Origin of the sequence: uncultured Kordia sp. (assembly GCF_947489565.1) — a bacterium.
GTDB lineage: Bacteria > Bacteroidota > Bacteroidia > Flavobacteriales > Flavobacteriaceae > Kordia.
Genome location: NZ_CANLEA010000013.1, coordinates 23716 through 46936 on the forward strand (window position 1 = coordinate 23716; position 23221 = coordinate 46936).

Genomic DNA, 23221 nt, shown 5'->3' on the forward strand with positions numbered 1-23221 from the left:
CAATTAGTCATTTTTTTCTTCGTCTTTGTTTCTTAAATAATCATTCATAAATCGACGATCTTTACGGCTATTAGTGCGCCTTTTGTTTTTTCGAGTATTTATGAATAAAAGAGGCGCTAATACACCTACAATGACAATAAAGACAATTAACTCTGTACTCATATATTAGCTATTTTGTTCCATCAACATCGTTAAATGCATACATTTATACAAGTGTCGATCGTTTGTTTTCGATTGTTCCCAGTCTTTTTGATGCAGTTTTTTGATGTAATTTAATTTTTTTGTCGAACTCATAGGAAGCAAGTTGAGGAAAAATGCCCATTTAGAACTTCCTAAGATAGCTCTGCGTTCCACAACTGTAAACTCTTTGTGAAAGCGTTGCACCGTTTTTTTGGAAAAAGGCCATTCCCAATCTGCATCCGATTGAAAAGGTCTGTACATACCACGGATAATGCGCAAAGGTAAACTTGTTTTTAACGGATCATAGGAAATTAGTTTTCCATTATCAGCTAGTTTTTCTTTGAGTTTGCCAAATAAAAGGTCCAAACTTTCAAAGTGATGCAACACGCCGTATGCATATATAATATCAAAATCAGTTTCTTTAAATTCTGGCGATAAAAAATCAACAGCTTCCGCTTTGGCATTTGGTAAATCTTTCAAACGCTCGTTTAACTGTCCAATCGCTTTGTCGCTTAAATCAATTCCCAAGTAACTTTTAGAGTTTTCAGCTAAATATAAGCTCAGGTGATTTCCTGCGTAACATCCTAAATCAAGCACTTTCTTATCAGACAAATCGCCCAACCAAGTTTTGTGTTTTTCATAAACTTGTTCGTTGATTTGCAGTTCTTTTCGGAAATCAGATAATAACTTATTTCGCATAAAAGACCAAAGCTTTGTTGCAAAATTCTTCTTTTTTACATTGTAGAATTCTTTCTGTTTTTTGTTGACTTCTAAGACTTCTTGTAAACGTGTATCACTCACTTTAATTGGGTTTTTATTGGGACGATGCAAATTAACTAAAAATTGCAATTAAATTACGTTATTTTACAGGAATATTGCCTCAGACACGCTTCGCTTTTAGATTGTTGGATGCACTTTGTTGTTAGATGTAAACCAAAATTAGAAAGGCTGAATTAAAACTAGTCATAACAACATGTATATATTAATTGGGAAATCCTAAAGATTTTCCTGTAATACGTTTTCTTTTGCTAACTTAGTTTTTGCTAATGTAGCCAACTATACAAAAGCACGTAAATAATATGAAAAAAACATTCTCTATTTCAATTTTACTTCTGATAATGATTCTAGTATCGTGTAAAAATAAATTGAATAGTAAAAATACAACCAAAGCAGAGTTTCCTGAATTTAATAGTTGGAGAGACCATTGGGAAAATCCAAATCAAAAAGCGCAATTACTTTCTAATTCAAAAATTCACGAACGAATAAAGGAATGTTTACGCGATACCACAATTGTTGTCATAACATCAACATTGATAGAAGACCTTGAGAGATATTCTATTATAAAATCGTTGGGAGACATAAATTACGACGGAATAAATGATTCAATTATAATCATACCAGAATTATTTATCACTGAAGAAAATAGTTATGAAAATGGCGCTTCTGCAATCTTTACTGACAAAAAAATTCCTCGCATAAAAGTTGATGTTCCTTGTTTGGAAACCGATTACTTTTTTCCTGTAGAAGACATTAATAACGATGGGAATATTGAATTAGGAAAATATTATACGTCTTGTTCAAGTCGTTTTAAAAGCTTAGAATTAATCAGTTTAACCCAAGAACAATGGAAAATTAAAGGTCGAGTAACTTTTGATATCTTCTATAAAGAGCCTGAAAAAGAAAAAAGGATTGAAAAGATTGCGACAAATACATTCCGAATGAGAGAAATAACATCTGAAAATACAGATGACATCATTGATACTTGGAAAACATTTGAAATGAAATAAATACTGCTAGTAATACGTTAGCATTAATCAAGAAAACAATGTACAGTTACAAGGAATTTCCCGAACAAGTAGCGGCAGAAATGAAAATATTTGCTGAAGAAAATAACTTTGAACTAATTGCAAAAGAAGAAGATCATTGTGTTCGTTATAGAAATCGAACTTGGGAATTATCTTTTTTCTGCGATCATGGAGCTGTAGAACTATCTTTTATTAATTTAGATGATGGATATAAATATTCATTGTACGATATTCTTGAATTATGGTTTCCAGAATCTACTCACGCGAAAGAATCAACTGAAAATGTTTGGGGATCGTTAAAAACGGTGAAGTTTAATGTTGATGCACTAAAGAATTATTACAAAAAAATAGACAAGACCTATATTTCTAATAAAGCAAGTCTTGATAACTGTAAAAGAAGAAGTTCAATTTTAATCAATTTTGCGCTTAATCAAGGGTCTAGAAGACTCCAAAACGAATTCACGTGGAGTTCTGACAATTGGATTGAATTAGCTTCTTATGAATATGCTAATAATGGACATAGTTCATTGTGGCAAAGAGTTAAAACGAAGTTTAATTTGTAAAATCATAGCTGATTTCTAAATGGGATAATCTAATGAATGGATTCCGGAACGAAATCTGTCTAAGAGCAAAGCAAGTCTAACAATTTAAAAGCATAGCGCGTCTAATAATAAACGTTAGTGCGAATTTGTAACTCGTGCCGATAAACAAGCTAAAAATAAATTATAACCTTCACAAGAATAATAAAGAAGAAAGATATTCGTGAATTCGCAGCAAGTAATAATTGGTATTCTAAGTATTTCTCGATACAATTTTTCTTCATTTTATTACGAAAAACCACTCGAAATGACGTTTTTAAAATCCAAAATTTATAGTTTCTAACAAGTCTAACAAGTCTAACAAGTCTAACAAGTCTAACAAGTCTAACAAGTCTAACAATCTAAAAGCAAAACATATCTAATTTTTCAATACAAAAACAGGATTCATAATTCCATTCTTCATAAAGTATTGCTGAATTTCATCACTTTTTTCTTCGTTAATGATGATCATGTCGTACAAAGCTAACTTTTCTTTGATTTCCTGAACAGTGTTTGATGTTGTTAGCGCTTTGAAGGTCATCGGTTCACTATTGGTTTGAACAGGTAAGAATTCGTATTTTAAATGATATTGTGTAATATCTTCAATGTTATCATACGTTATAAATGCTATGTTCTGAACGTTTTCATTATGAATAAAAGCATCAAATTGTGTTCCAATGCGCAATCTGTTTTCTACGGTTGCATTTGGAGTTGAACTTGTCAAATTAGAAAAGAACGATCGCGGTAAAACGAGCATAAAGAATAGCAATATCGCAATGATATAATACGTATATCTTCTTTTCGAATTGTAAATTAATAAGCTAAAGAAAAAGAAGAAAGCCAATAGCAAACTTCCCATATAACGATAATAACTTGCCAATTCGCCAGCTTCCTTTTGCGTAATTTCATAAAAAACAAAGGCATAAATAAATAATAACAAAATTGCATATCCAACAATGGCAAGAAACATTGTAATTGCTACGATGAGGAAACTATATTTTTTTGGAAAATAGGATAGAAGCTGCTTTCTGTGATACAAGGCAATGCTCATTAATAACAGCAGAATAACCAAAGCACTGATTTTTATATTGGAAGCATCTTTCAGAAACGACAAGTTGATTCCTGTATATTTTTTAATGTCTTTTTGGAGTGTCGCAGGTTTTAAAATTGCACTTCCGATTTCTTGTCCGCCAAAGAAAAAAGCATCGATAAATGAATCGCGAATCGGATAATAATGATCGGGCGGATTCATGATATTTTCAAACGTAATCTGCGAAGTGGTTTTGGAAATTGGTTGCGTGTTTTTAAAGGAAATAAATACTTTCCAACTTCCAAAGCATGCCAACACCATCAAACCAGCAAATACCAATGGTTTTATTTTATGAATGAATTGCTCACGAACATTACTTGTAAAGAGATAATGTACAGCAATAATTCCCAAACCAATAAGACTGAAAAGAATTCCAATCGGTTTTGTTAATGTCAATGTCGCTAAAGGAATCGCCGCAAATAGCAAGGCTTTGTGTTTATCGTCCAATAAGAAATAAAATACCAAACCAACGCCTAATAACATTGCAATGAAATTATCAGCATATAAAAAGTAAATAGGCGTACACAATACTTGATATGCTACAAAAAGGATAATGCAAGTTAAAATTAGGTTGATATAATTTCGTTTTCGCTGATAGCAAATCATAGGAATAAATGCCAATGAAAAGATTACATGTGCCGAAATGGCAATGCCTTCATGTAAAGTACCCGAAATGGTTTTGTTGAAATAGTATTGAATGAGCGTTGTAATTCGAGGATATTCAGGAAAATCGGTAAAGTTTAAACCATACATTTCGTTGGTAACAACCAATTCTTTCAACGCAACTGCCCAAAAACTAAATTCGTCCCAAGCAGAAAAATAAGAGTTTCCATAAAGTAAAAAACTAAACCCGAATAGTACGATGAAAATTCGCAGTGGAAATTCAATAAAAACTTCCGTACGATTGCTTTTAAAGTATTGAAAAGTATAATATCCAAAACCGATCAAACCAAGCGCATACACAAGATAAGCAACTATTTGCAGCATGTTGAACATAAGTGCAAGTGTCAATAAAACACCTATGCTACAAAAGGTCAAAATAGGCGAGAAGCCAGCATAAATGTTGAATTTACGCTGTACAAAAATCATGCTTCCCAAAAGAGAAACTACGACTAATATGGTTTTGATGATAAGTGCGATCATACAATTACAAACGTACAATAAAATGTTCTTTTACTTGCTCTTTGCGGAAAAATACAAATCCCCAAAAAAAGGTGTCAATCGTTACGGTGACTTCAGGACGATTTTTAATAATCTCCCAAGCTTCGGTCATGTCTTTACTCCAATGAATATCGTCAAAAATAAAAACTGTGTCGTTATGAACCGTTTTTAGCAAGGTTTCAAAATAGGAAAGTGTGGCTTCTTTTTGGTGATTTCCGTCAAAATATACCAAATCATAGCTCGTATTGGTAAGTTTAGAAAGTTCAGTTTCAAACTCACCAATAATGAGTTTGGTTTCTTCCATTTCATACTTATCAAATTGATTTTGTGCAACTTTTGCAGTTTCTGGACAACCTTCTATAGTGATTAATTCATTCGTATTGTTGTGTAAAGCATTTGAAGCTAATCCTAATGAAGTGCCAATTTCTAGCGATTTTTTCAGTTTGAGATAATGTGTCAATCTATAGAGTAAATGCGCTCTTTTTCGTGTAATTCCCGCGTTTTTTGCAATGGCGGAAACTTTTCGTTTGTTGGATGAAAATACTCTGCTTCCTGCACCAAAATCTTTTACCTCAATAATGGAATGATTCTGAAGTAAATCCTTTCTATATTGATCTATAATAGGATATGCATGAAACTTCTTTTTATCATAAAAACACTTCGTAATTAAATCGTACACAAAAGGCGAATGCACACCATGTTGATTGGTAGATTTAAAAAAGAATTTGAAGTAGGCAAAGATTTGATACCACATAATTAATTATTCTTCAATTTTAGCCGCCAATTCAAACCAACGCTCTGTTTTTTCTTCCGATTCATTGATGATTTTCTGCAATTCTATCGACTTTTCTTGAATTTCTTCTTGCGACAATTCACCTGAGACAAATTCAGCTTCAATCTTTTCTTTTTCTTCTTCCAAACGTTGAATGTCTTTTTCCAAACGTTTGTATTCTTTTTGTTCGTTATAGCTTAATTTTTCGCTTTCATCTTGTCGCCACGATTTCTTTTCTTTCTTTTCAGTAGATTTTGAAACAGGTTCAATACTGTCTTCGTACACTCTATAATCGGTATAATTCCCTGGAAAATCTTCAATGACGCCGTTTCCGCGGAACACAAATAAATGATCTACAATTTTATCCATAAAATATCGATCATGCGAAACGACTAACAAACAACCTGGAAAATCTAGTAAAAAGCTTTCCAAAACATTCAGTGTTACAATATCTAAGTCGTTTGTTGGCTCATCCAGAATTAAAAAATTAGGATTCTGAATCAAAACGGTACACAAATACAAACGTTTCAATTCGCCACCAGATAATTTTTCTACAAAATCATATTGACGTTTTCGGTCAAACAAAAAGCGTTCTAACAACTGCGCAGCCGAAATCATACGTCCTTTTTTCAGCGGAATATATTCACCATATTCTTTGATGATATCAATCACTTTTTGTCCTTCTTTCGGATTGATTCCGCTTTGTGTATAATACCCAAATTTAATAGTATCTCCCACAATCACTTTTCCACCGTCAGGTTTCAAACGTCCTGTAATCATATTCAAAAAGGTAGATTTCCCTGTTCCGTTTTTTCCTATAATTCCGATGCGTTCGCCCTTTTTAAACACATATTCAAACTTATCGAGCAGGACTTTATCTTGAAATGATTTAGAAATAGTATGCAACTCCAGAATTTTACTTCCCATACGTTCCATATTGATTTCCAATTGTACTTCGTGTTCGTTACGGCGTTGATGCGCTTTTTCTTTAATTACATAAAAATCATCGATACGAGATTTCGATTTGGTAGTTCGTGCTTTTGGCTGACGACGCATCCAATCGAGTTCCTTTTTATATAAATTCTTAGCTTTTTCAACCGAAGCCTGTGCCGCTTGAATACGTGCTTCTTTTTTATCTAAATAATACGAGTAACTTCCTTTGTAACTGTATAATTGTCCGTTTTCGAGTTCCACAATCTCATTGCACACACGTTCTAAAAAATAACGGTCGTGCGTGACCATAAAGAGTGTAATATTTTCTTTTTTGAAATATTCTTCCAACCATTCAATCATTTCCAAATCGAGGTGATTGGTAGGTTCATCTAAGATTAATAAATCTGGTTTATTGATGAGAATTGTAGCCAAACCTAAGCGTTTTTTCTGTCCACCAGACAAATTGCTGACTTTTTGAGTTAAATCTTCAAGTTTTAGTTTAAACAGAATTTGCTTGTATTGGGTTTCAAAATCCCATGCATTGTGCAATTCCATTTGTTCAAATGCTTTCTGATAAGTATCAGTATCATCAGGATTTAGCAAGGCACGTTCATAATTGGCAATGATATCTAAAATTGGATTATCGGAAGCAAAAATGGTTTCTTCAATCGTAAGCGTCGGATCCAAACGTTCATTCTGAGATAAAAACGCCATGTGAATTCCTTTTCGGGAAATAATTTGTCCGCTATCAGATTCTTCACGACCTGTAATAATATTAAGTAAAGATGTTTTCCCAGTTCCATTCTTGGCGATAAAAGCTACTTTTTGATCTTTGTTGATTCCAAAAGAGATGTCTTGAAACAAAACACGTTCACCAAAAGACTTAGAGATATTTTCGACGGATAAATAATTCACGTTGTTGATTTTTTTACAAATTAAAAATAAAAAGATCAGATATGTTGCATAGAATTTTATTATTAGTGCGTAAAACTTATATTTGCTTGTTAAACAACAGCACCTATTTAATGAATTTGAAAGCCCCGATATCAATTCTGATCATTTTCTTCATGTTTGCTTCTTGTGTCACCAATAAGGAACTTACGTATTTTGGAGAAAAAGAAGGCGATGAAGCGCTGATTCAGCAGTCGATAAAATTAAATGAAAAGCCATATAGAGTTCAAATTGGAGATTTATTATCTATTAGTATAAAATCTACCGATGCGAAATTAGTGGCCATGTTTCAGCCTGTAGCGGCCGAAAATGCAGCAGCATTGCAGTCGGAGCAAAGCTTATATTACAATGGTTTTACGGTAACTAAACACGGAAATATTGAAATTCCAATTCTTGGGAAGCTAAATGTATTAGGTTATACCTTAGATGAAATAGAAGAATCCATCAATAAAAAACTACTAGAAGAATATTTTAACAAAGCAGAAGATTTGTTTATTGTGGTGAAATTAGCAGGTCTGCGCTTTACCGTTACCGGAGAGGTTTCTAGTACCGGAATTTATACTTTGTATCAAGATCGTGTCAATATTATTGAAGCTTTAGCAAGTGCGGGAGATATTACGACAGTAGGAAATAGAAAAGATGTATTGATCATTCGTCAATATCCGCAAGGACAAAAAATTCATCATATCGATCTAACAAGTGTAGATGCGTTGAGTTCTCCATATTACTATATTCAACCGAATGATATGGTATATGTAAAACCGTTGAAGCAAAAATCACTAGGAACAGGAACTACCTTAGTACAATCCATTACAACTGTAGTTACGGTGTTGTCGCTAGTTACAAGTGTATTAGTATTGTCAAGAAATCTATAAGAGCATGGGAGAGGAATTTGACGAATTAAAATCACAAAATTCTTTTGATATCAAAGCACTCGCATTTCGAGCGCTCAATTATTGGTATCTATTTGTGATTACCCTAGGAATTGCTTTTGTAGTGACTTATTTCTACAACAAACAACTCGAACGAATTTATCGCGTTGAAAGTTTAATTTCTATCAAAGAAGAGCAGAATCCATTCTTTTCTTCGAGCATGAACCTTACTTTTAATTGGGGCGGTGCGAGTGATAAGGTAGAAACCATCAAAACGATTTTAAAATCGAGAGCACACAACGAAAATGTAGTACGTGTGTTGCAATCATACATTCATTACAAAAAAGATGGGCAATATCGCTTGGAAGACATTCACACAAACGCACCTTTTATTGTGAGTTTGGACGAGAATATTCCGCAACTCATGAACACGCCGATTAAAATTGTGTTTAAGGATGAGGAAAATTATACCGCAAGTATTGATTTTTCTGGCGATGAAATCTACAGAGGAATCAATTATAAGCTGAATAAAGTTTCTAGTTTTTCACCAGAAAATCCTTCATTCACAGGCAATTTTGTTATGAATGCGGAAGTAAAATCACCGTATTTTAAATTTGCATTGACGCATCGACGTGATACAAAAATTAAAGTCGGACAACCGTATTATATTTTCTTAACAAACCTCAATTCAGAGATATCTAAATATCGTTCTATTGGTGTTGGTTTAAAAGTGCAAGGAGCTTCGATGCTGGTGTTGAGTCTTACAGGACCGAATCGTGCTATTTTGGCGGATTATTTGAATGTAACGACCGAAATCTTAAAACAGAAACAACTCGAAGAAAAAAACCAATTTGCTACAAATACACTAGCGTTTATTGATAAAATGATTTCTGGAGTGGAAGATTCACTTCGAAAAGACGAACAAAAGCTCAAAAAATACAAGCAAGACAATAAAGTTTTCAATCCATCCTTAAAAGGAGAAGAAGTATTTGCCAAATTGAATCAATACAGTATTGAGAAAAACGGCTATATGCTAAAGCTTGAGTATTATAAACTCTTGGAAGATTACTTAACAAGCAGTACCGACTTTAGATCGTTGCCAGCGCCAGCTTCTTCAGGAATTGATGATGCTAATATTGTAAACAATGTATCTAAAATTGTGCAATTATCTATCCGAAGAGCGAAGTTGGGAGAAACTGTTAAAAATGATATCTTCTTTAAAGAAATCGATCAAGATATTGATGCCACAAAACGTGTATTGCTCGAAAATGTAAAAACAGCGCGTTCTTCTACAAATATTGATATTTCTAATGTAGAAAGCAGAACGGCAAGAGCCAATGCAGAATTCAGAAAGTTGCCTGAAGAAGAACAGCAATTGTTCAATATTGAGCGTAGTTATAAATTAAGCGAAGCTTCGTATACATTGCTTCTAGAAAAGAAAAACGAAGCAGGAATTGTAAAAGCCGCAAATGTTTCGGACGTCAAAGTAATTGACAGTGCTAAAGATTTAGGACAAGGTTCTATTTTGCCAAATACAAAGAAAAACTATTCCATAGCGTTATTTTTAGGCTTGCTGCTTCCGCTAGGATTTGTATTCTTGGTTACAGTGTTAGATAATAATATCAATACGCCAGATGACATTAAAAAACTCTCCAACATTCCAATTCTAGGAATTGTAAGCAGAAGTAGAACGGAATCGAATTTGGCAGTATTTGAAAGTCCAAAATCATCGGTGGCAGAATCCTTTAGGGGAATTCGATCGAGTTTACAATATATCTATAAAAATTTAGATAAAGACAAAACGAAAACAGTAATGATCACTTCTTCGGTAAGTGGAGAAGGAAAAACATTCTGTTCTATCAATATTGCTTCGGTATTTTCTCTCACAGGAAAAAAGACCATCTTAGTTGGGTTGGACTTGCGTAAACCTAAGATTTTTGGTGATTTTGGAATTACGAATGAAACCGGAGTTGTAAATTATTTGATCGGTCAAAAAGAATTGGATGAAGTGATTCAACACACAAAATATGACAATTTAGATGTGATTACTTCAGGACCAGTGCCACCAAATCCTTCTGAATTATTGATCAGTCAACAACTCGAAGAATTTATCGCAGAATTAAAGCAACGTTATGATTACATCGTATTAGATACACCGCCATTAGGCTTGGTTTCGGATGCGTTGGATTTAATAAATCATGCAGATGCCACAATATATATGGTTCGACAAGACTATTCAAAGAAAGCCATGTTGAACATTATTAATGAAAAGTACAAAAAGGGAGAAGTCAAAAATATAAGTTTCATATTCAATGATTACCGTCAAAAAGCCAAGTATGGTTACGGGTATGGATATGGTTACGGATACGGATATGGTTATGGAAGCTATGGAAATGGTTATCATGAAGAAGAACGCCGATCTTTAGTATCGAGACTTTTGAAACCTTTTAAAAAGAGATAAACTAACAATCCCCAAATATGAAATGCTTTTTTAGGTATTTCAATAGAAAGCGATTATGACGATATTAGGAATATCAGCATTTTACCACGATTCTGCAGCAGCAATTGTTCAAGATGGAAACATTCTAGCTGCAGCACAAGAAGAACGTTTTACACGTAAAAAACACGATCCTGCATTTCCAACAAATGCAGTAAAATACTGTTTAGATTATGCAGGAAAAACGATTGACGAGCTTGATGCCGTAGTTTTTTATGACAAACCATTATTGAAGTTTGAACGTTTGCTAGAAACCTATTATGGTTTTTCGCCAAAAGGAGTAACTTCTTTCATTACCTCAATTCCGGTTTGGTTGAAAGAGAAAATGTTCTTAAAAAAGCTGATCAAGGATGAATTAAAAGAAGTACAACCATTCAACAAGAAAAAGCTAAAACTACTTTTTCCAGAACATCACTTGTCACACGCAGCAAGTGCTTTTTATCCTTCGCCTTATGAAAAAGCCGCAATTTTAACGCTTGATGGAGTAGGAGAATGGGCAACAGCTTCCATAAGTCTTGGAAATGGTAAAGACATTACGATGTTGAAAGAATTGCAATTTCCACATTCTGTCGGATTATTGTATTCAGCATTTACCTATTTCTTAGGATTCAAAGTAAACTCAGGAGAATACAAGCTCATGGGATTGGCACCGTATGGAAACCCAAGCTCAGAACGCGTACATAAATTCAAAGAAATCATCAAAACGAAACTCATCAAAATCAACGATGATGGTTCTATTTGGTTAGATCAAAAATACTTTAACTATGCGGTAGGACTGCGCATGGTGTATGATAAAAAGTGGGAAGAATTATTTGGTTTCCCAAAAAGAACTTCCGAATCTGAATTTGAACAACACCATTCCGATTTAGGATTGGCAATTCAAGAAGTAACGGAAGAAATTATCATCAAACTCGCAAAACACGCCAAAGAAATTACAGGAGCAGAATATCTGTGTATGGCTGGTGGAGTTGCCTTAAATTGTGTTGCGAATGGCAAATTGCAGAATGAAAATATCTTCAAAGAAATCTTCATTCAACCTGCAGCAGGAGACGCAGGCGGATCGTTAGGAGCTGCCTTAACAGCATATTATACTTACTTTGAACAAGAACGCAAAGTAGAACCAAACGATGCAATGCATGGCTCGTATTTAGGACCTGAGTTCTCAGACTTAGATGTTGAAAAAATTAACAGAAAATACAATGCAAAAGCAACGCATTTTTCAGATTTTAACGATTTAACGAAAGAAGTTGCAAAATACATTTCAGAAGGAAATGCCATTGGTTGGATGCAAGGACGTATGGAATTTGGACCGCGTGCGTTAGGACGTAGAAGTATCTTAGGTGATGCGCGAAATCCAGAAATGCAGAAAAAACTCAACCTAAAAATAAAATACAGAGAATCGTTTCGACCATTTGCGCCGTCAGTGCTTTCGGAAGATGTAAACGAATTCTTTGACTACAAAGGAATTTCACCATACATGTTATTGGTGCACAAAATACACCCAAAAATAAAACATGAAATTCCAGTAAACTATCACGAATTACCAATTCGCGAAAAATTGTATGTACAACGTTCGTCATTGCCTGCAATTACGCATATTGATTTCTCAGGGAGAATTCAAACGGTACACAAAGAAACGAACTCAGAATATTGGGAACTCATCAACGAATTCAAGAAAATTACAGGAGTTGGTGTTGTGGTAAATACAAGTTTCAACGTTCGTGGAGAACCAATTGTATGTACGCCAAACGATGCGTATCGCTGTTTTATGCGAACGGAAATGGACTATTTGGTGATAGGAAATTATGTATACAAAAAAGAGGAACAACCAAGTTGGCAAGATGCTGACGATTGGAAAGAAGAATTTTTATTAGATTAGTACCTGTGTGGAAAACAATTAAATACAATCTTATCGTGCTATTGGTGCTCATTGTACTGATAGAAATCATCTTGCAGTTTTTTCCGGTGCCAGATCCGTATGAAAATGCCAAGCAAAACATGTTTTTTCCGCCAATTGGAAATCAATATATCGAATCGCAATTTGATCCAAATACAAAATTCGAATTTGCAACGGAAGAAGGTTTGTTAGGATTTGAAAACTATAAGGAAAAGACCAATTTCACAGTAAATAATGTTGGTTTTCGTGGCGATGAATTAAAAATACCAAAGCCAGACAATGAATATCGAATTTTCGCTATTGGCGGAAGTTCTACGGAAAGTCTCTATGTAGATGATGCAGATGTGTGGACGCAAGTATTGCAAAACAATTTAAACCGTGATAATTATAAAAACAAAACGGTAAAAGTCTACAATGCTGGGAAATCGGGCGATAATATTCAAGATCACTTGGCGATGTTGTCACACAGAATCATTCACTTGCAACCCGATGAAGTCATTGTTTTTTGTGGAATCAACGATGTTACACGTTTAATGTTGGACGACAATCCGCTAAAATTCAACGTGACTGAAAAAGTGGATAAAAATGTTAGTTTCGGGAAAATGTTAGGTGTTTTTCTATATGAATTCCAAATTCCAAGACGTTTGTATTACGCTTTCAAAAGTGAAGAAAATGCACTAGAAACGATTGAAATAGAATCAAATTACAAGAAAAAAGTAACAAAGACGCAAGCACGACCTGTTGAAAATCAATTACCTACAACCGATTACGGGAATTATACAAATAAATTAAAAACCTTAATCGGGATTTGTCAGGCAAATGATATAAAGCTTATATTTGCCACGCAAGTAGTGACTTGGGATACGGAGGAAGAAGCCTTACAGAATTGGCATTGGATGACATCGCGTGGCGGCATTCGTTACAATGCAAAAATGCTACAACAAAAAGTAGATAGCATCAATGATATAACGGTAAATGAAAGTATGAGATTTTCAATTCCTGTATTCAAAACAGATTCTATTATTCCGAAGACAAGTACCTACTTATATGACGATTGCCATTTTAATCCAGCAGGAAACAAAAAAATGGGAGACGAATTAGCAACATTTATAAAGACCTTAAATCAATAAAAATATGGAGTTTTTAAAAGATCTATTCAGATTCTTAAAAGAGCGAAAAAAATTCTGGTTATTGCCAATGATCATTGTGTTATTACTATTAGGAGTTATCATCGTTATTGGTAGTAGTTCAGCAGTAGCACCATTTATCTATGCATTATTTTAGACTATGAAAGAAAATAATTCAAAAGTTATCTTGGTGATGGTAATAGGCTTCTTGCTTATTGCAACCTACCTTCATTGGAAAACTGAATATGCAACTGCAGCTAGAGTTTTATTCTTTATCGCTTTAGGAGCGGGTGTTTTATCTCTTTTCATTGAGAGTGCCATCGTATGGGTTTGGGGAAAATTTGCCTTAGGTTTAGGATGGATTAATACACGAATCCTCTTATCAGCCGTATTCTTTATATTTCTAACGCCATTTGCAATGTTATCAAGAATATTCTCGAAAAAAAGTGCGCTTAAATTAAAAAATGATTCTAAAACCACTTTTGTAGAACGTAATCATACCTACACAAAAAAAGATTTAGAAAATATTTGGTAACCTAAAATTCAATCCATTTGGACAAGCCCCAAAAACATATTTGGTTATTTGAAATATCTCCAAAAAGCAATCTTCTCGATTTCAAATTCAAAGAAATTTGGCAATATCGCGACTTATTGATGCTTTTTGTACGCCGTGACGTTGTGACTTTATACAAGCAAACCGTATTAGGTCCGTTATGGTATTTAATTCAACCGTTGCTTACTTCGGTAATCTTCACCTTGGTTTTTAATGGAATTGCAGACATTCAAACAGGAACGGTCAATGCATTTTTATTTAACCTTGCGGGAATCACCATTTGGAATTACTTTGCAGAATGTCTCAAAGCGACTTCCGATACCTTCAAAAAAAATGAAAATATCTTCGGAAAAGTCTATTTTCCAAGAGTGATTATGCCATTATCAATTACGGTTTCTAACTTATTAAAGTTCGGAATTCAAGTATTGATATTTACAGCATTTTATATATTCTTTGCATCACAAGGAAAAGCAGGAGATCTTTCGCCATTCTTACTATTATTGCCTTTAATCGTACTAATTATGGGCTTATTAGGTTTAGGATTGGGAATGATTATTTCGTCAATGGTGACAAAATACCGCGATTTAACATTTTTAGTACAATTCGGAATTCAACTGATGATGTACGTTTCTGCGGTGATGTATCCTATGGCAATTGTAACGCAAAAATTACCTTCGTACGTTTCGTGGATCGTAGAATACAATCCGTTGGCACGTGTGATAGAATCATTTCGTTACATGGTGTTTCAAGAAGGAGAATTCTCATTACAATATATATTCATCACTTTAGCAATTTCAGTCATCATATTTCTATTCGGTTTGATCATATTCAACAAAACAGAACGTAATTTCATAGATACGGTATAATGCAGGAGAAAGATATCATATTACGTGTAGAAGGTCTATCCAAACAATATCGTTTAGGCGTTATTGGTACAGGAACTATCAGTCATGATTTGAACCGTTGGTGGCATAAAATTCGTGGAAAAGAAGATCCATATACGCGTATTGGCGAACGAAACAAACGAAATACGGTTGGAACTTCTAACTATGTTTGGGCAATCAAAGACATTAGTTTTGATGTGCGACAAGGTGAAGTGTTGGGAATTATTGGTAAAAACGGAGCAGGAAAGTCAACACTGTTAAAGATTCTTTCGAAAGTAACGATGCCGACACAAGGACTTATTCGCTCCAAAGGTAGAATTGCTTCTTTATTAGAAGTAGGAACCGGATTTCATCCAGAATTGACTGGAAAAGAAAATATCTTCCTAAATGGTGCTATTTTGGGAATGACCAAAGCAGAAATCAAATCAAAATTCGACGAAATTGTAGAATTTGCAGGAGTTCAACGCTATGTAGATACGCCTGTAAAACGCTATTCTTCGGGAATGAAAGTACGCTTGGCATTTGCCGTTGCAGCACATTTAGAACCTGAAATTTTAGTTGTAGATGAAGTATTGGCAGTTGGTGATGCGGAATTTCAGAAAAAAGCCATTGGAAAAATGCAAGACATAGCCAAAGGTGAAGGAAGAACAGTTTTATTTGTAAGTCATGATATGGACGCCATTCAGAAATTAACGCAGCGTACGGTAGTGTTAGCTGATGGAGAAGTGATTTTTGATGGCGATACAGACAAAGCAATTCAAGCATACTTAAGTCAAGGATTAGATACGAAACCTTATCACGAATGGGAAAGCTTGGAAACCGCGCCAGGAAATGATTTTGGACGCTTAAAAAGTGCCGCAATTCGTGATGAAAAAGGCGAATTATGCAATCGTTTTAGTGTGCGTGATGATATTTATGTGAATGTTGAATATTGGGATTTAAATACGGAATACAACAATACAGCAATCATTCATGTGATCAACGAACGCGGTCAACGCTTATTTGCTTCCAATGAATTTAACGCACCAGATTGGCTCGATTTTCATGATAAAACCAAAGGAATTGTTACAGCAACCTGTAAAATTCCACGTCATTTCTTAGCGGAAGGACAATTTAGTTTATTAGTGGCAGTTGGAAACTACAATCCAGAAATCATTCACGCGATAGAAGATAACTTATTAAGTTTTGAAATCTTTGATGATACCACAGGTGATGGCGTACGCGGATCGTATGCAGGAAAATGGCCAGGAATTGTACGTCCAATGTTATCATGGAAAATAAAAAAAGAACCTCTAGACTCAAAATAACCCGAACATGAATCAAGCCTACATAAAACTTCGAAAAGACATCATTGCACTGATTGAAGGCGAAAATCTAAAAGTCTTAGATGTTGGTTGTTCCAATGGAATCAATGGAAAATGGTTGCTCGATCAAGGAATGGCAACTGAAGTCATTGGTGTAGAAACACACGAAGAATCGGTAGTCAATGCTAAAAAAAACATCACGAAAGTGATTGAAAAAAGTATTGAAGATGAAGCATTGTTGCAAAGTTTTAAAGACGAAGGTTTTGATTATATCATTTTGGGAGATGTTTTAGAACACTTAATTGATCCTTGGCATGTATTATCACAACTAGAAAAATCATTGAAACCTACAGGAAAAATGATCATTTCTTTGCCAAATGTACAGCACATAGAAACCTTGAAACACTTGGTGTTCAAAGGGAAATTCCCGTACGAACCAAGCGGATTGTACGATAAAACACATATGCGTTGGTTTACGCTTAAAAACATCGAAGAACTCGTGGATCAAGCAGACATGAAAATTGAAGAATTGACGCGTGTCATGCGATACAGTGCATACAAAGGCGGATTTCCACTGATACCGAGAATTTTCAAGAAATTAGGATTATTCAAAAACTATTTTACATTTCAGTACGTATTTCGCTGTGTAAAAAAATAACATGTTGTTCTCTGCCATCATATTGTCCAATACCAAAAGTCAGTCGATTTTCGACATGACGCTGCATTGTATTGAAAGTATGATAGCAGCAGAAAAAGAGAGTTCAGAAGTTCAATTTGAAGTGCTTTTGATAGAAAGTAACAAGCAAATTCAAAATTCTCCTTATCAATTTCCAGACTATGTAAAAGTGATCATTCCTACGGAAGATTTTAACTTTCATCAGTTTCTAAACATAGGAATCAAAGCTGCTACGGGCGATTTTGTTGGTTTATTCAATAACGATTTAATCTTTCAAAAGAATTGGTTTACGGAGATTCTAAAGGTAAAACAGTTGCATCCGAAAGTACAATCGTTTTGTCCGGTAGATTATGATTCTAAATTCACGCCGAAAAGCTTTTTTGAAGGGAAAGATTATCTTTTCGGATATAAAGTAAGACGACATGTAGTAGGTTGGTGCATCATTGCAGAAAAAGCGATGTTTGATAAAACAGGCTTACTAGACGAGTGTTTTAGTTTTTTCTATGCAGATGATGACTATAGTTTGATGCTTCAGAAATATGGTAAAAAACATGTGATTGTCTCAAAATCAGAAGTTTCACACCTAGAAAGTAAAGTTTCCAAAGAATTAGAGAAAAAGAAAAGTGCTTTTTTTGACGATGTAGAAATTCCCGAAAAGGACATTCCAAAATATATTTACACACCACAAAACCGTTGGATGCTGGAACGTAAAAAGCTATTGCAAGGACACATCATTTTTCATAAAAAATGGGGAAGTCCGAAAAGGATAGCGATAAAATCGAAAATTGGACGTATTTTCATAAAAAACGGATTGGGTTTTTTGAATAAATATTTCATGTAGATGAACGTACTTTTTCTAGTAAATAACACCAAAATCTCTCCAAATGCTAATGGCGGCGCATCTGTCTATTTCAGTCATTTGCAATTATTGGCGAAACTAAAGTACAAAGTTCATGTATTGCTAGTTGATTTCTCGGATAAACAAAAAGCAAAACTTTCGTCAGAAGTAAATTCAGCATATATTCAAGAAATACAAGGGTTTTATACTGAAATCAAACACTTTCAAGTCGCGCAAATTCACCCAAAAGGAATTGTGGATCGTATCAAAACGGCAATTTCTGCACCTGAAAAGTTTGAATATTTCTTTGTGAATTCAGCAAATGAGAAAATTCTAAAAGAATATATTTCACAAAATGACATCAATCTTGTTTGGACAGAATGGCGTTGGACAGCGATTTTGGCGAATTATTCAAATCTGAATGTTCCGATTGTGTATGCGCATCACGATTGGGAATTCAAATTAAGAAAACTAAAAAGTAAGCTTTCGTTCTTACAAAAATTCCACCTACAACAAAAGAAAAGAGTAGAGTTGGATCTAGTAAAAAGTGTATCAGCTTGTGTTTCCGCATCGTACACAGAAACGCAGGAAATCAAAGACTATGGAAATTCCAACGCATTATACATTCCGTTAACGTATCAACAAGTTGAGTTGACTAAAAGCGAAGTAAAAACGCCTTCCATAGTGCATTTAGGCGGTATGGGAACAACGGCAAATCGAATCGGATTGGAACGATTTTTAGAAGTCTGTTGGAATGATTTAAAAGAAAAATTACCAAACATAAAACTCAAAGTCATCGGAAATCTAAAATATGCTTCCGAATCTTTGAAAAAGCGCTTGGAAGACCATCAAATAGAATGTCTAGGTTTCGTAGAAGACTTAACAAAGGAACTAAAACCGTACGATATCCATATCATTCCATGGGAATACAACACGGGAACACGCACGCGAATTCCCTTAGTATTTAATTATGCGCAGGTATTAGTATGTACCAAAGAAGCGGCAAGTTGTTATCCGGAAGTCATTCACGATCAAAATAGTATCTTAAGCAACGATTTACAGCACATGACCACACAATTGGTGGATTTGTATAACAACACAGAAAAACGGATATTTATAGGCGATAATGCACGAAAAACGTTTGTGGAAAGCTTTACAGCTGAGAAGCAGTTGGAAAAGTTGAAGACGTTTTTGGAAGCTTTAAATGATAAATGTTGAATGCTGAATTTTAAATTAATAAATAGCATAAACGTCAGTTCGAGTGATTTTACATTGAGTAAAACGAAATGAAAAATTGTATCGAGAATAGCTTTGAAATCAAAGAGTTTTTTATATCATAGCTGTTCTCGATACAAATTTGCTTTGCAAATTCACTCGAACTGACGTTAAGAGTAAAACAAACAAACAAACAAACAAACAAACAAACAAACAAACAAACAAACAAACAAACAAACAAACAAACAAACAAACGAACAAAAACCCAACACCAAAGACCTAGAACCAATGAAACAAACCTACATCATAGCAGAAATCGCGCAAGCACATGACGGAAGTCTCGGAATGGCGCATGCATACATTGATGCTGTGGCAAAAACGGGCGCAAACGCGATCAAATTTCAAACACATATTGCTGTAGCGGAAAGTAGCATTCACGAACCTTTTAGAGTAAAATTCTCAAAGCAAGATGCAACACGTTATGAATACTGGCAGCGTATGGAATTTTCATTAGAACAATGGAAAGAACTCAAAACGCATTGTGATGAAGTTGGAATAGATTTTTTGTCGTCTCCGTTTAGCAATGCAGCGGTAGATTTGTTGGAAGAAGTTGGTGTAAAACAATACAAAGTGGGTTCTGGGGAAGTCAATAACTTTCTATTGCTAGAAAAAATAGCAAACACAGGAAAACCAATCATCATTTCTTCGGGAATGAGTTCGTTTGCAGAATTGGATGAAACCGTTGCTTTTCTTAAAGAAAAAAACTGCGAATTCTCTATATTACAGTGTACAACTTCATATCCAACAGCGCCAAAACAGTTTGGTTTAAACGTGATTCAAGAACTCAAAGACCGTTACCAAGTAAAAATTGGATTTTCCGATCATTCATCAGGAATCGAAGCGGGAATTGCAGCAGCTGCGTTAGGAGCAGAGATTTTAGAATTTCATGTTGTGTTTGACAAAGAAATGTTTGGTCCAGATGCAAAATCATCACTCACATTTCCAGAAACCACAAAATTAGTCAGCGCCATCAGAAACATTGACAAAGCGTTGAATCATCCTATAGACAAAAAAGACAACTCACAATATTCAGAATTAAAGCAAATCTTTGAAAAATCGTTAGCAATCAACAAAGATTTACCAAAAGGACATGTTTTAACGTTTAACGATTTAGAAGCCAAGAAACCTAAGAATTACGGAATTCTAGCTTCAAAATTTCAAGAAGTCATCGGAAAAAAGCTGGTGAATGACATGAAACAGTGGGATTTTTTAAACAATGACGATATCCGTTAAAAATCGATTATGATAAAAAATATACTGAATTTATTAGTAGTTCTTTTATGCTTGCAAACTATAAATGCACAAAATGATACTGAAATTGTCGAAAAATTTCTAAAATCAATAGCGAATCAAGACACAGCATCTTTATCTCAATATTTACATGAAGATGTTTTGGTAGTAGAAGAAGATTCTGTTGCATTCAATACTCGTGAAAAATTTCTAAAACGATTGGAATCATTTAAAACTTGGAATACTCAAATTAGTGATATTGAAGTTTCTGAATTTGAAGGAAATATAGAATTCTATTTCACATCAACGAATGAATATTATTCACTTTTAGGTATAGCACCATTTAATGTAAGTGGAATGTGTTTTCTTTCTGATGGGAAAATCAAAAAAATACAAGGAGAAGAATGGTATTATGTGTATGATAGTGTATTTTTTCAAACGTATGAACAAATTGAATTTGCTAAATGGTTGGCAAAAGCGAATCTTTCTATTTCAGATTTCCCTAAGACAAAAAGCGGATACAAATTGTTGTTAAACCTTGCTAAAAGATATAAAAATGCGAAACTTTCTAAAGAAGAAGAGCAAGAAATAGCAACTTTTATCAATGGAAATATTGTTCATAAAAGAAGAGAATTTATATCAAATGATTCGGAAGGAATAAAGACGTTTGTTTATAATTTAATCATGGCATTTAAAGCTAAAAAATACAAGGAAATTCAGGAAATGTATATTACTGAACAAGAATTTGTTGAACTTTGGCAACATTATGGTGGTTCACCTGCAAAGGGAATCCATGAATTTAAAGAAAATGTAAAGCCTTTAACAAAAGATAGATTTGATGATATCAGTGGAATTGATTTTTATACTACTGTAGCAAGCTACAAAATGGTGTCAGATGAAGACTTAGATAAGGTGCCTTTTAGTAAAATTTTGAGGAAAAAAGCACTTCAAGGAAAAGAAGAGTATTATTTTTCAGAAGATGAATTTCGTATTGAATATATTTATGATGGCTTACTTACCAGTGTGAAAAGGCTGAAATTAGGAGAAATTATTTATATTCCCAACAAAGGTTGGAGACTCACAAATTTAAACTAAAAACCCAAGACCCAAGACCCAACACCAAAGACCAAAAACCCAACACCCAACACCCAACAAATGAACAAAAGAAAAATATGTGCCGTAGTAACCGCACGACCATCATACAGTAGAATCAAAACTGCACTCAAAGCGATTCAAGAGCATCCAGACTTGGAATTACAGCTTGTGGTAGCAGGTTCTGCTTTGTTAGGTCGTTATGGAAATGCTGTTAATGTTATTGAAAAAGATGGTTTTAAGATCAATGAAAAGGTATTTATGGTGTTGGAAGGTGAAAATCCAACCGCAATGGCAAAAACCACAGGTTTAGGTGTAATGGAGCTTTCTAATGTGTTCTACAATCTAAAACCAGATGCGGTAATTACGATTGCAGATCGTTTTGAAACCATTGCTACAAGTATTGCGGCGGCGTATCAAAACATTCCATTGGTGCATATTCAAGGAGGAGAAGTTACAGGAAATATAGACGAAAAAGTCCGTCATGCGAATACGAAATTGGCAGATTTGCACTTAGTGGCTTCTGAAGATGCGAAAGATCGTGTGATAAAACTAGGAGAAGATCCAAAATATGTAATCAACACAGGTTGTCCGTCCATTGACATTGCAAAAGAAGTATTAGACTCGAACGATTACGAATTTGATCCGATTAAAAAATATGGCGGTGTTGGAGCTGATTTAGATATTTCTAACGGTTATTTGGTTGTCATGCAGCATCCAGAAACCAATCGGTATAAATCGGCGAGAGAAGACGTATTATGTACTTTAAAAGCGATTCATGAGCTCAACATTCCAACGTTTTGGTTTTGGCCAAATGTAGATGCAGGTTCTGATGGAACTTCGAACGGAATTCGTTACTATCGTGAAAATTTCAATCCAGATAATATTCGTTTCTTCAAAAATATGGAGCCAAACGACTTTTTACACTTACTGAAAAACTGTGATTGTTTGGTAGGAAATTCAAGTGTAGGAATTCGTGAATGTTCGTTTATTGGTGTGCCGACAGTAAACATTGGAACACGTCAAAATCGCCGTCAACGCGGGAAAAATGTCATTGACGCAGAATACGATACCAATGCAATCATAGCGGCTATTCAAGAACGAATTGGTCAAAAAGGAAGACTTTCAGAGCATATCTATGGAAATGGAAACTCAGGAAAACAAATCGCGGAAGCATTAGCAAACACAGAATTAATTGCTCACAAAACGATTATGTACTAATTGAAATGCTAAATGTTGAATGCTGAATTTTAAATTATACCAAAGGTCAGTTCGAGTGATTTTACATTGAGTAAAACGAAATGAAAAATTGTATCGAGAACAGCTATGATAAAAAACGTTTAGATTTCAAAGTAGTTCTCGATACAAATTTGCTTTGCAAATCCACTCGAACTGACGTAAGAGTAAAACGAACAAACGAAGTTAAATTGTTGAATTATAAATTTTGAATGTTAAATTGAAGCAATACATTTGCTAAAGGCGACCTAAAACCAAAAACCCAATACC

20 protein-coding genes are annotated in these 23221 nt (G+C 34.3%); 16 read left to right on the plus strand and 4 right to left on the minus strand.

Annotated elements, in window-relative coordinates; genetic code table 11:
• Positions 1-165: 165 nt before the first annotated feature.
• Entirely contained in the window at positions 166-981 is an 816-nt protein-coding gene (locus Q0845_RS17485; RefSeq protein WP_298515980.1) for a class I SAM-dependent methyltransferase, read from the minus strand.
• A gap of 278 nt (positions 982-1259) precedes the next feature.
• Here Q0845_RS17485 and Q0845_RS17490 point away from each other — a divergent pair, with 278 nt between their 5' ends.
• Positions 1260-1967 (plus strand): hypothetical protein, encoded by a 708-nt coding sequence (locus Q0845_RS17490; RefSeq protein WP_298515982.1) that lies wholly within the window; start codon positions 1260-1262, stop codon positions 1965-1967.
• A 38-nt stretch (positions 1968-2005) separates the two neighbouring features.
• On the plus strand, positions 2006-2548 hold the full coding sequence (locus Q0845_RS17495) for a hypothetical protein (RefSeq protein WP_298515984.1): 543 nt from the start codon (positions 2006-2008) through the stop codon (positions 2546-2548).
• Positions 2549-2942: 394 nt separating this feature from the next.
• Here Q0845_RS17495 and Q0845_RS17500 read toward each other — a convergent pair whose 3' ends face one another.
• Genes Q0845_RS17500 through Q0845_RS17510 form a run of 3 tightly spaced genes read right to left on the minus strand, consistent with a single transcriptional unit; the run spans position 2943 to position 7434 of the window.
• Positions 2943-4796 (minus strand): hypothetical protein, encoded by a 1854-nt coding sequence (locus Q0845_RS17500; protein WP_298515986.1) that lies wholly within the window; start codon positions 4794-4796, stop codon positions 2943-2945.
• Positions 4797-4800: 4 nt separating this feature from the next.
• The gene (locus tag Q0845_RS17505) at positions 4801-5568 is read right to left on the minus strand and encodes an O-methyltransferase (RefSeq protein WP_298515988.1); all 768 of its coding nucleotides are present in this window, start codon (positions 5566-5568) and stop codon (positions 4801-4803) included.
• Positions 5569-5574: 6 nt separating this feature from the next.
• A complete protein-coding gene (locus Q0845_RS17510) occupies positions 5575-7434 on the minus strand; it encodes an ABC-F family ATP-binding cassette domain-containing protein (RefSeq protein ID WP_298515990.1) in 1860 nt (619 codons plus the stop codon).
• A 41-nt stretch (positions 7435-7475) separates the two neighbouring features.
• Here Q0845_RS17510 and Q0845_RS17515 point away from each other — a divergent pair, with 41 nt between their 5' ends.
• The 14 genes from Q0845_RS17515 to neuC all read left to right on the plus strand — a co-directional run bounded on the left by Q0845_RS17515 (position 7476) and on the right by neuC (position 22936).
• A complete protein-coding gene (locus Q0845_RS17515; protein WP_367180683.1) occupies positions 7476-8345 on the plus strand; it encodes a polysaccharide biosynthesis/export family protein in 870 nt (289 codons plus the stop codon).
• Between the two features lie 4 nt (positions 8346-8349).
• Entirely contained in the window at positions 8350-10803 is a 2454-nt protein-coding gene (locus Q0845_RS17520) for a tyrosine-protein kinase family protein (RefSeq protein WP_298515992.1), read from the plus strand.
• Between the two features lie 55 nt (positions 10804-10858).
• Positions 10859-12718 (plus strand): carbamoyltransferase, encoded by a 1860-nt coding sequence (locus Q0845_RS17525; RefSeq protein WP_298515994.1) that lies wholly within the window; start codon positions 10859-10861, stop codon positions 12716-12718.
• Positions 12719-12723: 5 nt separating this feature from the next.
• Positions 12724-13866 (plus strand): SGNH/GDSL hydrolase family protein, encoded by a 1143-nt coding sequence (locus Q0845_RS17530; protein WP_298515996.1) that lies wholly within the window; start codon positions 12724-12726, stop codon positions 13864-13866.
• A 4-nt stretch (positions 13867-13870) separates the two neighbouring features.
• Positions 13871-14020, plus strand: coding sequence for a DUF5989 family protein (locus tag Q0845_RS17535; protein ID WP_298515998.1), 150 nt, complete (start codon positions 13871-13873; stop codon positions 14018-14020).
• A gap of 3 nt (positions 14021-14023) precedes the next feature.
• Entirely contained in the window at positions 14024-14398 is a 375-nt protein-coding gene (locus tag Q0845_RS17540; RefSeq protein WP_298516000.1) for a hypothetical protein, read from the plus strand.
• Between the two features lie 17 nt (positions 14399-14415).
• Positions 14416-15282: an ABC transporter permease gene (locus Q0845_RS17545; protein WP_298516002.1), complete on the plus strand. Its 867-nt coding sequence runs from the start codon at positions 14416-14418 to the stop codon at positions 15280-15282.
• On the plus strand, positions 15282-16607 hold the full coding sequence (locus Q0845_RS17550) for an ABC transporter ATP-binding protein (protein ID WP_298516004.1): 1326 nt from the start codon (positions 15282-15284) through the stop codon (positions 16605-16607). The genes Q0845_RS17545 and Q0845_RS17550 overlap by 1 nt, the downstream gene beginning before the upstream one ends.
• Before the next feature lie 7 nt (positions 16608-16614).
• On the plus strand, positions 16615-17262 hold the full coding sequence (locus tag Q0845_RS17555; RefSeq protein ID WP_298516006.1) for a class I SAM-dependent methyltransferase: 648 nt from the start codon (positions 16615-16617) through the stop codon (positions 17260-17262).
• 55 nt (positions 17263-17317) lie between these two features.
• On the plus strand, positions 17318-18121 hold the full coding sequence (locus Q0845_RS17560) for a glycosyltransferase (protein WP_298516310.1): 804 nt from the start codon (positions 17318-17320) through the stop codon (positions 18119-18121).
• A complete protein-coding gene (locus Q0845_RS17565) occupies positions 18122-19336 on the plus strand; it encodes a glycosyltransferase (protein ID WP_298516009.1) in 1215 nt (404 codons plus the stop codon). It begins immediately after the preceding gene.
• 285 nt (positions 19337-19621) lie between these two features.
• Positions 19622-20626 (plus strand): N-acetylneuraminate synthase family protein, encoded by a 1005-nt coding sequence (locus tag Q0845_RS17570; protein ID WP_298516011.1) that lies wholly within the window; start codon positions 19622-19624, stop codon positions 20624-20626.
• A gap of 9 nt (positions 20627-20635) precedes the next feature.
• Complete coding sequence (locus Q0845_RS17575) at positions 20636-21718, plus strand: hypothetical protein (protein WP_298516013.1); 1083 nt, start codon at positions 20636-20638, stop codon at positions 21716-21718.
• 60 nt (positions 21719-21778) lie between these two features.
• Positions 21779-22936 carry a UDP-N-acetylglucosamine 2-epimerase gene (neuC, locus tag Q0845_RS17580; protein ID WP_298516015.1) on the plus strand — a complete coding sequence of 386 codons (1158 nt, stop codon included), beginning with the start codon at positions 21779-21781 and terminating at the stop codon, positions 22934-22936.
• The last annotated feature ends 285 nt before the right edge of the window (positions 22937-23221 follow it).